At 62.3% G+C, this 15406-nt stretch carries 14 protein-coding genes and 1 tRNA gene; all 15 read left to right on the top strand.

The features are described 5' to 3' along the window. Window positions 1-3: 3 nt before the first annotated feature. The 15 genes from ACORQU_RS01635 (at window position 4) to ACORQU_RS01565 (ending at window position 15360) form a co-directional block, all read left to right on the top strand. Complete coding sequence (locus ACORQU_RS01635; protein ID WP_271645108.1) at window positions 4-309, top strand: integration host factor subunit alpha; 306 nt, start codon at window positions 4-6, stop codon at window positions 307-309. Continuing rightward, entirely contained in the window at window positions 302-658 is a 357-nt protein-coding gene (locus tag ACORQU_RS01630; RefSeq protein ID WP_271645109.1) for a MerR family transcriptional regulator, read from the top strand. Before ACORQU_RS01635 ends, ACORQU_RS01630 begins: the two co-directional genes overlap by 8 nt. 112 nt (window positions 659-770) lie before the next feature. Further along, window positions 771-847, top strand: a tRNA-Pro gene (locus ACORQU_RS01625). A gap of 518 nt (window positions 848-1365) precedes the next feature. After that, window positions 1366-2067, top strand: a complete 702-nt coding sequence (locus tag ACORQU_RS01620; protein ID WP_271645110.1) for a polysaccharide biosynthesis/export family protein — start codon at window positions 1366-1368, stop codon at window positions 2065-2067. Next, window positions 2064-3473, top strand: coding sequence for a GumC family protein (locus ACORQU_RS01615; protein WP_271645111.1), 1410 nt, complete (start codon window positions 2064-2066; stop codon window positions 3471-3473). Before ACORQU_RS01620 ends, ACORQU_RS01615 begins: the two co-directional genes overlap by 4 nt. Window positions 3474-3771: 298 nt before the next feature. Beyond that, window positions 3772-5232, top strand: a complete 1461-nt coding sequence (locus tag ACORQU_RS01610) for an undecaprenyl-phosphate glucose phosphotransferase (protein ID WP_271645112.1) — start codon at window positions 3772-3774, stop codon at window positions 5230-5232. Window positions 5233-5236: 4 nt separating this feature from the next. Then, entirely contained in the window at window positions 5237-6553 is a 1317-nt protein-coding gene (locus tag ACORQU_RS01605) for a polysaccharide biosynthesis protein GumE (protein ID WP_491642967.1), read from the top strand. After that, the gene (locus tag ACORQU_RS01600; RefSeq protein WP_491642965.1) at window positions 6550-7680 is read left to right on the top strand and encodes a glycosyltransferase family 4 protein; all 1131 of its coding nucleotides are present in this window, start codon (window positions 6550-6552) and stop codon (window positions 7678-7680) included. The genes ACORQU_RS01605 and ACORQU_RS01600 overlap by 4 nt, the downstream gene beginning before the upstream one ends. Beyond that, on the top strand, window positions 7677-8771 hold the full coding sequence (locus tag ACORQU_RS01595) for a glycosyltransferase (protein ID WP_491642964.1): 1095 nt from the start codon (window positions 7677-7679) through the stop codon (window positions 8769-8771). Before ACORQU_RS01600 ends, ACORQU_RS01595 begins: the two co-directional genes overlap by 4 nt. 4 nt (window positions 8772-8775) lie before the next feature. Next, window positions 8776-10263, top strand: coding sequence for a lipopolysaccharide biosynthesis protein (locus ACORQU_RS01590; RefSeq protein ID WP_491644911.1), 1488 nt, complete (start codon window positions 8776-8778; stop codon window positions 10261-10263). A gap of 120 nt (window positions 10264-10383) precedes the next feature. Continuing rightward, a complete protein-coding gene (locus ACORQU_RS01585) occupies window positions 10384-11619 on the top strand; it encodes a polysaccharide pyruvyl transferase family protein (protein WP_491642963.1) in 1236 nt (411 codons plus the stop codon). Next, a complete protein-coding gene (locus ACORQU_RS01580) occupies window positions 11606-12793 on the top strand; it encodes a GumK N-terminal domain-containing glycosyltransferase (RefSeq protein ID WP_491642961.1) in 1188 nt (395 codons plus the stop codon). Before ACORQU_RS01585 ends, ACORQU_RS01580 begins: the two co-directional genes overlap by 14 nt. A 94-nt stretch (window positions 12794-12887) precedes the next feature. Next, window positions 12888-13676, top strand: coding sequence for a polysaccharide pyruvyl transferase family protein (locus tag ACORQU_RS01575; RefSeq protein WP_491642959.1), 789 nt, complete (start codon window positions 12888-12890; stop codon window positions 13674-13676). Beyond that, window positions 13663-14472, top strand: coding sequence for a WecB/TagA/CpsF family glycosyltransferase (locus tag ACORQU_RS01570; RefSeq protein WP_491642957.1), 810 nt, complete (start codon window positions 13663-13665; stop codon window positions 14470-14472). The genes ACORQU_RS01575 and ACORQU_RS01570 overlap by 14 nt, the downstream gene beginning before the upstream one ends. A gap of 411 nt (window positions 14473-14883) precedes the next feature. Then, window positions 14884-15360: a cupin domain-containing protein gene (locus ACORQU_RS01565; RefSeq protein ID WP_491642955.1), complete on the top strand. Its 477-nt coding sequence runs from the start codon at window positions 14884-14886 to the stop codon at window positions 15358-15360. Window positions 15361-15406 lie beyond the last annotated feature (46 nt).

Genomic DNA, 15406 nt, shown 5'->3' with positions numbered 1-15406 from the left:
CTGATGGCATTGACCAAAGCGGAGATGGCGGAACGCCTGTTCGATGAGGTGGGTTTGAACAAGCGGGAAGCCAAGGAATTCGTCGACGCGTATTTCGACGTGCTGCGCGACGCCCTGGAGCAGGGGCGTCAGGTGAAGCTATCGGGTTTCGGCAACTTCGATCTGCGGCGCAAGAATCAGCGCCCGGGCCGCAATCCCAAGACGGGTGAGGAGATCCCGATCTCCGCGCGAACCGTGGTGACCTTCCGCCCAGGCCAGAAGCTCAAGGAGCGGGTCGAGGCTTACGCTGGAGGCGAGTCGAATGCTTGATCCGGGCAGTAACCGCGAGCTGCCGCCGATCCCGGCCAAGCGCTACTTCACCATCGGTGAGGTCAGCGAGCTGTGCGACGTCAAGCCGCACGTCCTGCGCTACTGGGAAACCGAGTTCCCCAGCTTGGAACCAGTCAAGCGTCGCGGCAATCGACGTTATTACCAGCGCCACGACGTGCTGATGGTGCGGCAGATCCGGGGCCTGCTCTACGAGCAGGGCTATACGATCGGCGGTGCGCGTTTGCGGCTGGAGGGCGATGGGGCCAAGCAGGAGTCCGCGCTGAGCAATCAGATCGTCCGACAGGTCCGTCTGGAACTGGAGGAAGTGCTGCAGCTGTTGCGGCGCTAACGGTCCTCGGCATCATTGCTGGGCCTTAAAGTCGTAAAGCGGGGTGCCCGTCGATCGACTTATCCGGTATGATGCGCGGCCCGCCTGCTGGCGGGTCATGTTTTTGCGAAGTCGGGGCGTAGCGCAGCCTGGTAGCGCATCTGCCTGGGGGGCAGAGGGTCGTCGGTTCAAATCCGGCCGTCCCGACCATTCGCAGACCTGTAGAGACCAGTAGAAGCATAAGGCGCCTGGCGAAAGCCGGGCGTTTTTGCTTCTTGTTGATTAGGTTGATCTGCGTCCCACTTTCACGTGTTCTCGACCAGCGGTGAAGGCATATTGAGCTTGCTGAGTTGCAAGTAACCGTTGCGCCTTCCCGTGTTCACGATTGTGGTCAGGAACCGCTGGCCGGATACGTGGGTGCCCGGCGTTTAAAAATTGGTGCAAAGCAGCATCATTGCAAGCTTTCCGGAGAATCGACGGCCTCACGCTGTCCGTTCTTTTCCTGAACTTGCGTGATGTAAGTCACATGAATTCATTTTGTTTGAAGTCTGGAGGCCTTCTGACCGCTGTGCCATAGTCAATCGTAGACCGTGTTCACCTTGGGCCTGCGGATGCTTTTCTCAAGTCCGGTGACGCTTGCACACCTCCTCGCAATGCGCTCCGCCTGCGCTGGTACGACCCGCAGGCGACGCGGGCTCCCCTTACTCACAAGGTAAAGACCAACCTTCATGGCCCTAGCCTCTTCCTCCAAAAGTCCATTCGTATGGCTCGCGTTGATGTGCCTGGTGTTTCTCACCAGTTGCAGTGCAACGCGCGGCATGCAGTCCTCATTGCCCGCGCCTGATCCGTTGGGCGAAATCAAGGAAACGCCGGAATACCGTATCGGTGCCGGTGACCTGATCCAGATCCAGGTCTTCCAGATCGAGGATCTCGAGCGCCAGGTCCGCGTCGATAACGAAGGCATGATTTCCTTGCCCCTGATCGGCAACATCAAGGCGGCAGGCCTGACCCGTAGCGAGCTGGAGGCGGAGATCACCCGGCGCTACGGCAGCAAGTTCCTGCAGGATCCCCAGGTATCGGTGCTGATCCAAGAGTTCACCAGTCAGCGCGTGACGGTCTCCGGCGCGGTTTCCAAGCCTGGCAACTATCCGCTCAATGGTGCGACCCAACTGACGCTGCAGCAGGCACTGGCCGAGGCGCAGGGCGTCAGCGACCTGGCCAGCCGCCAGAACGTGGTGGTGTTCCGCCAGATCGATGGTCAGAAGATGATCGCGCGCTTCGATTTGACAGAGATCGAGAAGGGGAAAGACCCCGATCCGGAGATTTATGGCGGTGACATCGTCGTGGTCTACCGTTCCGATGCACGCCTGCTCCTGCGTACCGTCCTGGAGCTCACTCCCTTTGTCATGGTCTTCAGGGCTTATCGATGAGTAGCGCCGATCACAGCCCCGTGCACAGCCACGCCAAACATGCCGACGTGACGCTTGCCGAGTACTGGCACGCCATCGTTTCTCGACGCTGGCTCATTGCCGGGATCACGATCCTGGTGGCCGCCGCCGTCCTGGTCGGGACCCTGCTCACCACGCCGCAATACCGGGCGACCACGACGTTGCAGATCAATCGCGATGCGATGAACGTGGTCAACATCGAAAACCTGATGCCCGCGGAGTCGCCGATGGATCGCGACTTCTACGAGACGCAGTACGAACTGCTTCGTAGTCGCACGCTGGCCCAGGAAGTGATCCGCAAGACCCATCTGGCGGATCACCCGGCCTACAAGGACATCGCCCAGAAGGCGGCGGAAAACGCCGCGGCGGGCGCGGAGGGTGACCAAGCCTCGGTCCAGAAGCGGCAGCAGGAGGCCGTCGAGCGCGCACTGACTGCCGATGTGCTGGCCGGGTTGGAAGTGGAGCCGGTTCGCAACTCGCGTCTGGCCAAGGTGCACTTCAGTTCGCCCGACCCGGCCCTGTCCGCGCAGGTTGCCAACGCATATGCCAGCACCTTCATCGCGGACAATCTGCAGCGGCAGCTGGATGCGTCGACCTTCGCGGTCAAATACCTGTCAGAGCGTCTTGACCAGCTTCGCGGCAAGGTGGAAGAGTCTGAGCGCGCACTGGTTGATTACTCGGGTGATCAGCAGATCGTGTCGGTGGGCGACGACCAGCCTTCGCTGCCAGCGCAGAACCTGAGCGGACTCAATGGCATGCTGGCCGCATCCCAGACCGCGAAGATCCAGGCCGAAGCCGCCTGGAACGAGGCGCGGGGCGGGAATGGGCTGAATCTGCCCCAGGTGGTCTCCAGTCCGCTGATCCAGCGTCTGCGCGAAGCGCAGGTGGACATGGAAAGCGAGTACAACCAGAAGCTGGCGACCTACAAGCCGGACTATCCGGAAATGATGCGCCTCAAGGGACGCATCGAAGCCGGACGCCGTCAGATTCAGCAGGAGATCGGCGTCATCCGGGCGTCTTTGAAGTCGCAATATGATGCAGCGGCGCAGCAGGAACAGTTGACCGAACAGCAGATCAATTCGCTCAAGCACGATCAGCTGGACCTGCAGGAGCGAAGCATCCGTTACAACATGCTCAAGCGGGACGTGGACACCAATCGCCAGATCTACGACGCGCTGTTGCAGCGCTTCAAGGAAATTGGCGTGGCAGGGAATGTCGGGGCCAACAATATCTCGGTCATCGATCCGGCCGAGATCCCGGGATCCCCGTACTCGCCCCGTCTGCCAGTCAATCTCGCACTGGGCATTGTGTTTGGCTTCTTCCTTGGATTGGTCATTGCATTGGTATTGCATTTGGTCAGCTCGATGAGGCGTGCGTCCCGGGGGTAGGTGCAACGGATTCACGCTGCCGACCTCAGCGTGAATCCTTCGCCACGAACGTGCACCACTACACAGAATGCTGACGTCTTTCATGAGAGTGTTGCGTCGCACCACGCTCCAACTGTGCGACTATTGCCGTGCGGTAGATGGGACAGCACTCTCGAGTGGTACTTAAAAGGTACCGTCAACGGCCAAGGGGCAGGTGGATTCACGCACCTGCAGCGGCCGGAGGCGGGCGATTTCGACGTCTTGTATCGGTATTGGCGATCCCCCGCGCCGTGCCGGAATTGGATAAACGGAGAACGCCATGCTCTTGGCTGATTTGAGCGGCGGTGCTTACACCACCTCGTCGCCGCGCTTGCTTACGAAGTACTCTGCAGCAGCTGACGTGGTGCTGCGGGTCTCTGACATCCTGGTCGTCATCGCGGCGGCCCTGGTTGCCTATCGCCTGCGATTCGACACCTGGCTGCCGGCGGCAGGCTACAGAATGGTGATTGGAACCACGCTGCTGTATGCAGTGATCTGTTTCAGTGCCTTCCCGCTGTACCGCAGTTGGCGCGGCCGTGGGCTGGGGCGCGAGATCCTGGTTCTGGGGATGGCATGGACGGGCGTGTTTGCGCTCTTCGCCGTGCATGCCCTGATCGTCCAAATGGGGCAGTTCGTCTCCCGCGCCTGGGTCGGCACCTGGTATCTCACCGGGTTTGTGGCACTGGTCCTCTCCCGGACAGCGCTCCGCAACGGCCTCAATGTGCTGCGAAGCAATGGCATGGACGTGCAGCGCGTCGTGGTCATTGGCTTGCGTACCCCTGTCTTCCGTCTGCAGAAATATCTGGCCCGAAACAACTGGGTCGGTCTGCAGATGGTGGGTTACTTCCAGAGCCGTTACGACATGGTGCCCAGCGCGGCGTCCAGCCAGCTTCCGTGTCTGGGCATCTCCGCCCCAGAGGAGCTTGAGCGGTACCTGCAGCAGAACACCATCGAGCAGGTATGGATTTCCATGCCGCTTGGCGATCGCGACCGGATCAAGGCGTTGCTCCAGGTGCTCGACCGGTTCCCGATCACGGTCAAGCTCGTGCCCGACCTGTTCGACTTCGGCATGCTGAACCAGCAGGGCGAGCAGATCGGGAACGTGCCGGTGATCAATCTGCGCCAGGGCGGCGTCGATCGCGACAACTATTTCGTCGTGGCCAAGTCGCTGCAGGACAAGTTTGTCGCCATCGCCGCGCTCGCGGTGCTATGGCCCCTGCTGCTCGCGATCGCCATTGGCGTGAAGCTGAGCTCCCCCGGCCCGGTGTTCTTCCGCCAGAAGCGCAACGGCCTTGGCGGCCGCGAGTTCTACATGCTCAAGTTCCGCTCGATGTACGTGCAGCAGGAAGGGGCGGTCGAAGTGAAGCAGGCCACCAAGGGCGATGCACGCATCACCCGTTTCGGTGGGTTCTTGCGGCGTACCAGCCTTGACGAGCTTCCGCAGATCTTCAACGTGCTTGGCGGCAGCATGTCCATCGTGGGGCCGCGCCCGCATGCGGCGCAGCACAACACTCACTACGAGAAGCTCATCAATCACTACATGCAACGCCACTACGTCAAGCCCGGCATCACCGGCTGGGCGCAGGTAAATGGCTTCCGTGGCGAGACGCCTGAGCTTCGGACCATGAAGAAGCGTGTGCAGTACGACCTTGATTACATTCGCCGCTGGTCGTTGTGGCTGGACTGCAAGATCATCGTGCTGACGGCGTTCCGCGTGCTTGGCCAGAAGACCGCGTACTGACCCCATGGCTGCTGTACCTCATCACGTGGTCTCCGAGCCTGGCCCGGAAGCCCGCGCGGTCGCACATCCGCTGCGGGATCTTTTCATCGAGTTGCTGCTGCTGTTCTCGGTCGGTTACAACTTCGTTCTCGCGATTGTGAATGCGCAGCTGGTCTCGATTTCGCCAGCGATGACCTACGCGGCGGAGTTTCTGATCTACGCCAGTTGTTTCGGTATCGGCATCTGGACCATGGAGCGCCAAAAGATCGTGGCGATCCTGTCCGGGATTGGTTTGGTCGCCGCGGTCATGCTGTTTCGCTACCTGATGGAATGGCATGTCGATGCCAAGTTCATCCGCGATGCGCTGATCCCGTTCGCGTTCCTCGTGCTCGGTACCAGCTACGGCGGCTCGTTGCCGCGTCTGTTCCTGCGCATGGCGATCATCGTCAGTCTGATTGGCGCCGTGGAACTGACGGCCCCCGATCTGTACGGCAACGTCGTCAATCCCAAGAGCTACTACGTGAACACGCGTGGCGCGGATGCGAGCGGCTTCTGGAACCAGGACAGTAATCTGTTCGTCAGCGCGACGCGCCCTGGCGAGCGCAACTTCCTGCCGGGCAGCGATCTGCCGCGTGCTTCCTCGATTTTCGTCGAGCCGGTGACGACCGGTAACTTCATCGTGTTCTTCTGCGCGATCGTGCTGGTGTTCTGGAGATCCTATCGGCCTGCTCAGCTCGCGCTTTGCGGTCTGCTGCTGCTGTTCCTTGTCGTTGCCTCAGATGGGCGGCTGGCGGCCGGAACCAGCATTCTCCTGTTGATGGGGGCGCCTTTGCTTCGTCGGATGGATCAACGCCTCTCGTTTCTGATCATGCCCCTGACCGTCCTGGGGGCGATGCTGCTGGTGTGGATCACACGGGTGTCCGCCTACGAGGACACCACGCTGGGGCGCATCTATCTGACCGTGCATGCCTTGCGAGAGATGCCGGCCGAGGCGTGGCTTGGCCTCAACTTCGACGTGCCTTACACGTATTTCGACAGTGGCATTGCGTATTTCGTTGCGTCGCAGTCGATCATGGTCGTGGGAGCTTTTCTGCTGGCTTTTGCATTTGGCCTGGAAATGCCCACGCAGGACGGCCAGGCGTTCAAGAACTTCTTCATGCTGGCGTTCTCGACCAGTCTCCTTGTCTCCAATAGCCTGTTTTCCGTCAAGTCCGCCGCATTGTGGTGGTTCGTATGCGGCGCGATGTGGCAGTTGCGCGATGTGCCTTGGGTCGCTGGCGCGGGGCCGTTCGGAAGGCGAGTGCGCTCTTCTCGCAGCGCGGCAGATGGGGTTGTTTCGTGAAAGTTGTGCATGTCGTGCGGCAGTTCCATCCATCGGTTGGCGGGATGGAGGACGTGGTCCTCAACGTGGCCAAGCATCATCGTGAGGCGAGCGGCGATGCGGTCGAAGTGGTGACACTCGATCGTGTGTTCAGTCAGCCCGAGCTCGCGCTGCCGGCGGAAGAGGTTCACCGCGATATTCCAGTCAAGCGCCTGTCCTGGTCTGGATCCAGTCGCTATCCCATTACGCGTGGCGTGCTTCAGGCGATCAAGTCGGCGGACGTCGTCCATGTCCATGGCATCGACTTCTTCTACGACTACCTTGCGGCCACCCGGTTGGTGCATCGTAAGCCGCTGTTGGTTTCAACGCACGGTGGCTTTTTCCATACCGCCTATGCGTCAAGGTTAAAGCAGCTCTGGTTCGGAAGCATCACGCGGGCTTCGGCACGCGCCTATCAGCGTGTGATCGCGACGAGCGAGAACGATGGGGCGGTCTTTTCCAAGGTTGTCGCGCCCGAGCGCCTGCGGGTGATCGAAAACGGTGTCGATGTCACCAAGTTCTCTGGTCGCGGCAGCGGCCAGAACGGGCGGACGCTGATCTATTTTGGTCGTTGGTCCGTCAACAAGGGGCTGATCGATACGCTGGACCTGTTCGGCGCGCTGCGTTCGCGCAATCCGGAATGGCGCTTGATCATTGCGGGTCGTGAGTACGACCTGACGCGCGCGGACCTCGAGCGCGAGATCGACGCGCGGGGCCTGAAGGGCCATGTCGATATTTCGGTTTCCCCTTCAGAGGACGAATTGGGGGGGCTCATCGAAAAGGCGCAGTACTTCGTGTGCCTTTCCCGGCATGAAGGGTTTGGAATCGCGCCCGTGGAGGCCATGAGCGCCGGTTTGATTCCGATCCTGAGTTCGATCCCGCCCTTTGTTCGTCTTGTCGACGAGTCTGGATTGGGTGTGATCGTGAACCCTTCAGACGCGGGCACCAGCGCAGATGTCGTGCAGGCCTACGTCGGGATCGATGATGAAACCTTCATTCGTCGCCGCCAGGACGCCATGCAATATGTGCAGCGGTACGACTGGCGGCATGTGGTCGGACGCTACGTCGACGAGTACCACGCGGCGCTTGGCGCGGGAGGCCGGGCTTGAGCTCCACTGAGGCGAACGTTGGCGTGGGCCTGGGAGCGCGTCCGGTACTCACGGTGCTCCAGCAGTTCAATGCGCCCACGCCCAAGACCAATCCCTACCTGATCCAGCTGTTGCGCGCGCTTGAACCGATGGTGCGGGTCCGATTCTGGTCGCTGCGTCGGGCTTTGCTGACCCGCTACGACGTCGTCCACCTGCATTGGCCTGAATATACGATGCGCCATTCCAGTGCGTTGGGGCGCCTGCTGAGGCAGGCGGCGGTCGCACTCTTGTTGCTGCGCTGGACGTTGATGCGCACGCCAGTGGTGAGGACGCTGCACAATCTTGAACCCCATGAGCGTGGTGGGATCATCGAATCGGTGCTGCTCAGGTGGATGGATCGCCTTGTGGTGCGCTGGATCCGGATCAATGCAACGACCGAGGCGCGCCTGCCCGCGACCGACACGGTGCTCCACGGCCATTACCGGGACTGGTTTGGTGCGCAGTCGCTTCGCCCGGTGCCGGGAAGATTGCTTCACTTCGGCCTGATTCGTCCCTACAAGGGGGTCGAGGTGCTGCTTGATGTCATGGCAGGACTCGCCGACCCGGGGCTCGCCCTGCGGATCGTGGGAAATCCTTCCGACGCGGCGATGCGCGAGTTGGTGGAACGCAAGTGCGATGCGGATGCCAGGGTGAGCGCCCTGCTGCAGTATGTCGACGATGCCACCCTGGCGCGGGAGGTCGCTGAAGCGGAATTGGTGGTCCTGCCCTATCGAGAGATGCACAATTCCGGCACGCTGCTACTTGCGTTGTCGCTGTCGCGGCCCGTCCTCGTGCCGCGCACGGGCAACAATGAGGCGGTTTCGGCGGAAGTTGGCGAAGGTTGGGTCTTGATGTACGACGGTGAGCTGAGCCCGGAAGTGGTTGAAGAAGGACTGCGCCGCGCGCGCGCATTGGGTGGTGGCGAAAGCCGGCCCGACCTGTCCCGCCGTGAGTGGCTACGCGCGGGGCAACAACACTATCGGACGTATGCTGCTGCAATCCGTGCACGCCGTGCACGCGGTCGCAACAGTGGCATGGAACGCCGGCGCGTCATTGCAAGCAAGGGGCGTTGAGGTCATGTCAGCGACGGCGCAAGACGGGCCTCCGGGATCGACCTCGGGGTTAGGCTCCCGGGCGGCTGCTGGTGCGGCCAAGACCATGCTGGGGCAGGGCGCTCGCATGGTGGTGCAGTTTGGCGGGATCATCCTGCTGGCACGCCTTCTGAGTCCGGAAGATTACGGCTTGATGGCGATGGTGACCGCCCTGGTCGGGATCTGCGAGATCTTGCGCGATTTCGGTCTGTCCTCGGCGGCCATCCAGGCCAAATCCCTTTCCAAGGCGCAGCGCGACAACCTGTTCTGGCTCAACAGCGGGATCGGGCTGATCCTGGGTCTGACGGTGTTTGCCGGCGCGGGCGCGATTGCGCGCTTCTATCACGAGCCACGCCTGATCGCCGTCGCACAGGTCATGTCGGTGACCTTCCTGCTCAGCGGGATGAACACCCAATATCGGGCCCACTTGAGTCGTGGCCTGCAGTTCGGTCGTCTGGCCATGAGCGATGTCGGCGGCCAGAGTCTGGGCCTGATCGCCGGCGTGTGTGCCGCGCTCTACGGCTTGGGGTATTGGGCACTGGTCATCCAGCAGGTCGTGGGTGCGTTCATCGGGCTGTTGGTCTCCGCCATTGCGTCCAGGTGGCTTCCGGGGCGGCCGCATCGTGGCGTGCCCATGCGCAGCTTTCTCACATTCGGCGGCCACCTGATGGCGGCGCAGATGCTGGGCTATGTCAGCCAGAACATCGGGCAGGTCGTGATCGGCTATCGCATCGGTGCCGAAGCCCTTGGCTTGTACAACCGCGCGTTCCAGTTGCTGATGATGCCGTTGAATCAGATCAACGCCCCGGCGACGACCGTCGCGCTGCCCGTGCTTTCCAAACTTCAGGACGAGCCGTCGCGCTATGCGGCCTTTCTGCTGCGTGGGCAGACGGTGATGATCCATGTGATCGTCGCCATTTTCTCCTTTGCCTGCGCTCAGGCCTCGCCGCTGATCATTCTGTTCCTTGGTCAGAAGTGGCAGCCCGCTGTCCCCATCTTCCAGATCCTGACCCTTGGGGGAATCTTCCAGGTGGTGGCCTATGCGGCCTACTGGGTGTTCTTGTCGCTGGGGCTCACGCGCGAGCAGCTGACCTACTCGGTGCTGGTCCGGGTGCTGACCATCTGCTGCATTTTCGCAGGCGTGCACTGGGGTGCATTGGGCGTCGCCGTGGGCTACTCCACGGGTTTGGCATTGACATGGCCAATCTCGGTGATCTGGGTCACACGCGCCGGCAAGGCGCCCGGCATGGCGATGTTCAACAACGGACTACGCGCCATCATTGGCTACGGTGTCTGCGCCGTCGCGTCCTGGTCCGCTTCCCATCATTTCGCCAGTACACCGGTCATGGAACTGGTCGTCGGCCTGCCGACGATCATGCTGGCCTTTGGCGTGGTCTGCCTGGTGTGGCCGGCCTTCCGCCGCGACGTCATGACCATCCTGAATAGCCGGGATCTTCTCCGTCGTCGCAAGTAATTCAAGCGGCCCGGTTGCCGCCCCTTAAGCTCTGCTCGTTCGATTTTGAACGTCTCACCAGCTGCCACGCGAACCGTTACCCGGATGCTGCGCGTGCATCCCCCGAACTGGAGACGTGTCTTGAACCAGAACAACAGCAAGCGCTTCGGCTATTACGCGGAGCGACTCTTCTCGCGTGGTCGTCATCCCGGCTTCCTGCGGCGCGCCGGTCGTGCAATGTTCCGCTGGGTGGCGCCCCGGCAAGGCACCGGTCCGCATGTACTGCTGGCCCCGCCTGGTGGTGGCAACATCGGCGACCAAGCCATGATCAATGCATACCTGGAAAATGTCGCCGGCCCGGTGGTGATGGTGGTCAGGCGTGGCGACGCCGCTGTCCAGCAGCCGATCGCTGGCGAACGTGTGGACTGCATCGAGTTGGAGCATCTGGTGTATGGGGGCGGCTTGATGCATTTGCGCGACGTAGTGCGCTTCGCGCAAGTGCTCCGCGGTGCCAGGTCACTGTCCATCATCGGCGCGGACATCATGGACGGTGCCTACAACGCCATGGCCTCGATGCATCGCGCCAATCTCGCGTCCTGGTCGGCGTCTGCTGGGATTGACACGCGGGTCCTTGGCTTCAGCTGGAACGGCGCGCCGCATCCACTCGCATCGGTGGCCCTGCGCGAAGCGTCGCGTAATGGCGTGCGACTGTTTTTGCGGGATCCGATTTCCGCGTCGCGTGCGCGTGAAGCCGGGCTGGAAAACGTCCAGGACGTAATGGATACGGTATTTGCCGCATCCAGACAGGAGGAAGGGAAAACCTTGCGCCGTATTCAGGCTTTCGCCCAAGGTGGCGCCTACGCGCTGGTCAATGCCAGCGCGCTCGTGGCCGCTGGCGTTGATCAATGTGATGAATATGAAGCCGTCGTCCGTACGCTGCTTGATCGGGGGCTGCGGGTGGTCCTGCTTCCCCACGTTTCCCGTCCCAGCGGCGATGACAAGCGTGAACTGGAAGCGCTGCACGCACGCGTGACGGATCCTGGTGTGATGCGCGTCAACGAACTGCTGACGCCGGAACAAGTACGCTGCATCGCACAACACGCGCGCTTGGTCATCACCGGACGCATGCATCTGGCCATCCTCTCGCTGTCAGGCGGTACGCCCGCAATCACTTTGGCTACACAGGGCAAAGTGGAAGGTCTCATGCAGATGTTCGGGACAGAAGAGCTCTGCATCGCGCCGAAGGCCGGATTCGGCGCGCGTGTCGTATCGCTCGTGCGTAAGCTGTTGGATGATCAGGGCCGTACCGAGCAACAGATCGTTTCACGCCTCCCCCACGTGTTACTCCTCTCCAGGAGGAATTATGTCGGTCTCTGACCTCGAAGCTGACGCGATCGAGCGACCTGCGCCGCCCGTGCAGCCCGTATCGCGTCCCCAGCAGCGCTATCTGGTGCTATCCGCGCACGATTACCGGACGCCGCGTCGCGCCAACATCCATTTCATTACAGATGAACTGGCCAAGCGCGGCCCCACGCGCTTCTTCTCATTGCGCTACAGCCGTCTTTCCAGGATGAAGAAAGACATGCGCCTGCCGCTGGACGCCACCTCGAACCAGGTCGTCACGCACAAGGGCGTGGAGTGCTATCTGTGGCGGACCTTCGTCCACCCCTTCAATACGCGGCGCGCCTGGTTGCGTCCGGTTGAGAATGCGATGTTTCGCATGTATGCGTCCAACCCGCCGGCGGTGCTGGAGCAGTGGATCCGCGAAGCGGACGTCATCGTGGTCGAAAGCGGCACGGCGGTGGCGTTCATTCGCCTGGCCAAGCGACTCAATCCCGACGCACGCTTGGTCTATCGCGCCTCCGATGGCCTGAGCACCATCGAGGTCGCTGAGTTCATCTCGCGCGAATTCGATGATGTCTGCGGGATGCTGGACTCGATTGCGTTGGTCTCGCCGGTCATGGCCGATGAGATCAACAGCCAGCACAACGTCTATCACGTCGGCCACGGCGTGGATCCCAAGCTCGATGAGATGGGCGATCCGAATCCCTACGACGAGGAAGGCATCCATGCCGTGTCGGTGGGCTCGATGTTGTTCGACCCGGCCTTCATCGCCCACGCCAGCCATGCGTTCCCGCAGGTGACCTTCCATGTGATCGGCTCCGGCCAGGGTCGGCACCCGGACTATGCCGATAACGTCATCGTCTACGGCGAAATGAAGCATGCCGACGTGGTGCGCTACATGAAGCACGCGCGTTTCGGCATTGCCCCCTATGCATCGGAGCAGGTGCCGGCCTACCTGGCCGATAGCTCGATGAAGTTGCTGCAGTACGATTTCTTTGGGTTGCCTGCGGTCTGTCCGCATGCCGTGGTCGGGACCTACGCCTCCCGTTTCGGCTACACCCCCGGTGACGAGGCCTCGATCCGAAGCGCGATCGAGTCGGCTCTCAATGCGCCGCATGTGCGCCATCGGGAATGCCTGGACTGGCCGCAGACCACCGATCGTCTGCTGGAGCCGGAGCGCTATCCGGAGATCCGCGTCGAATCTTGACCATTGGCGCGTCTGCGCTGCAGGCGCAATGGCCGGGCCTTGCAGGGGAGGTGTCCGGACGGTTGAAGGCGCGCCTTGCCCCTAGGAGTGTGATGTGACTTTTCTTGAAAATCTTGTTGAGCGCCGCGAGCGCAAGGCGCTGTTCTGGTGGCAGCCCAAGGATGGCTCAGTCAATGTTGGCGACCATCTTTCCAAGGTGCTGGTGCAGCAGGTGCTCGCATTGCGGGACACCAACCTGTTGGCCAAGCGTCCCGGGACCCCGCGCCTGCTGTGCATCGGTTCGGTGTTGCACTTTGCGGAGGATGGCAATGTCGTGTGGGGGAGCGGGATCAATGGCAAGATCCCGGATTCGGCGCATCGTTACAGCCAGCTCGATATTCGCGCGGTGCGCGGTCCGTTGACCCGTGAATACCTGCGGCGTCGCGGGCTGGAAGTTCCGGAGGTCTACGGCGATCCCGCGCTGCTGACCCCTCGCTTCTTCGAGAAGCGCTTGCTCATGCCGGAGACTCAGCGCCCTTACGCGATCGTGCCGCACTTCAATGAGCCCATCGAAAAGTACGCCGACTACGCGGACAAGCTGATCTCGCCCCGCATCGAGCCGGCCGCGTTCGTCCGCCAGTTGCTTGGGGCCGAGCGCATCGTGAGCAGCTCGTTGCACGGCGTGATCCTGGCCGAGGCCTACGGCATCCCGGCCGTCTATCTGGACTGGGGCAACGGCGAGGATCGGTTCAAGTATGACGATTACTACGCAGGCACCGGGCGGATGAGCTGGCGGTCGGGCAACTCGGTCGAGGAGTGCCTGGACATCGGGGGCAACGACGCGTTCGATCTGGCTCGGATCCAACAGGGTTTGATGGATGTGTTCCCGTATGACCTCTGGTAACGCAGTGGCTACCCCGGATCCGATCTCCCTGCACGCTCGGTTCGAGGGCGAATACGTGCCGCTAGGGGGCTATCCGATCCTCAGCACGGACCTGGAGACCTTCAGCCGGAGATTGCTGGAGATGCTGGAGTCGGGAGGCCGGCAGTGCGTGTTCTTCGCCAACACCAATTTCGTGGTGGAGTGCCGCGGACTGCGCGAGGTCCTGGACGCGCCGGGGGTGACCATCGTCAACGACGGCATTGGCCTGGACCTGGCGGCGATGATGGTGCACCGCCGCCGGTTTCGCGAGAACCTCAACGGGACCGACCTGATCCCCTCGCTCTGTCAGCGCAGCCACCGCCCGCTCCGGTTCTTCCTGCTGGGTGCCAAGCCCGGCATTGCCGATGCAGCGGCTAAGACCCTGGCCGAACGCTATGGCCAGCAGGTGGTCGGCGTCTGCGATGGCTATGGCCAGATGCGGGCGCAGGGCACGCATCTGGTGGACACCATTAATCAGGCGCGTCCAGACATGCTGTTGGTGGCCCTGGGCAATCCACTGCAGGAGCGCTGGATCCTTGAGCATCGCGCCTCGCTGGACGTGCCGCTCGCCTTTGGTGTGGGGGCGCTCCTGGACTTTCTGTCCGGCAACGCCAGGCGCGCGCCGGCTTGGGTGCAGCGGATTCACATGGAGTGGGCCTTCCGCCTGTTGCATGAGCCGCGCCGCCTGCTCAAGCGTTACAGCATCGACTTGTTTACGTTCTTCGGCGTGTGTCTGCGCGCGCAGCGCCGGGCTGTTCAGGCCGAGCGTGCGGGCTGACGTGGTCCGCTCAGTCGGGACCTGCCTGCCGGTGGGCACGGTCTAAACGGTCTCACGGCAGGGCGCCCACGACGGCGCCATGCCCATTACGGCGCGCATGATCGCCGCTGTAAGGGTTGGCGCTCGAGGGATGGGGGCTCCGAAGGACCGCCGTGTCGTCCCATGTAAAGTGGCGCTACCGGCAGGACAAAGGATCCAATCAGCCGTGGGACGTCGGCGAGTTGGCCCCCCAGGGGCGAGAACGTCCTTGGAGTCGGTCAGGCTCGAAGGCAGTCTGAAGGTCGGGTCCATCTGTGCTGCCTTGAGCGAGATCGACAAGCCTCCTCCTGTAGCGCAGAGAACCACGCCTCTGCTTTCGGTGCGAGTGCGGCACGCCTGCGGCACGTGCGACCTGCTTGCTACGATGGCGCCATGACAGGTGAGGCCGATCAACGCATCCACACATTGCAACTGGCGCCGCATCCGGAAGGCGGGCACTACCGGCGCGTACACGCGTCCGAACGCGTCGTGGCCGCGCCAGGAGGCCCGCTTCGGCCGGCGATGACCGCCATCACTTTCCTGCTCAAGCAGGGCGAGCACAGTCGGTGGCACCGGGTGGATGCCGACGAGCTGTGGCACTGGCAGGCCGGCGGCGCGCTCTGCCTGCAGCAGTTCGACGTGGTCGATGGGACCTTGCGAACGGTGGAGCTGGGGCCCGCATCGGAGGGCCATGTCGCCATGGCGGTCGTGCCTGCCGGGCAATGGCAGCGCGCCTGGACGTCCTCCGCGTTCGCCCAGGTCGGCTGTGTCGTGGCACCGGGCTTCACCTGGGAGGGATTTGCCCTGCTGGAGCAGGCGCCGGAGGTGGGGGTGCGATTGCAGGCGCTTGGCGTCGGCGAGGACGCCTGAGCCGGGGATTTCAATGGGGGACGGGATGCGTCGATGGCTGCTGCTG

The organism is Pseudoxanthomonas sp. JC1303, assembly GCF_058448525.1.
Note: the sequence above shows the minus strand (reverse complement) of the source record. Positions and strands in the feature narration are given on the sequence as shown.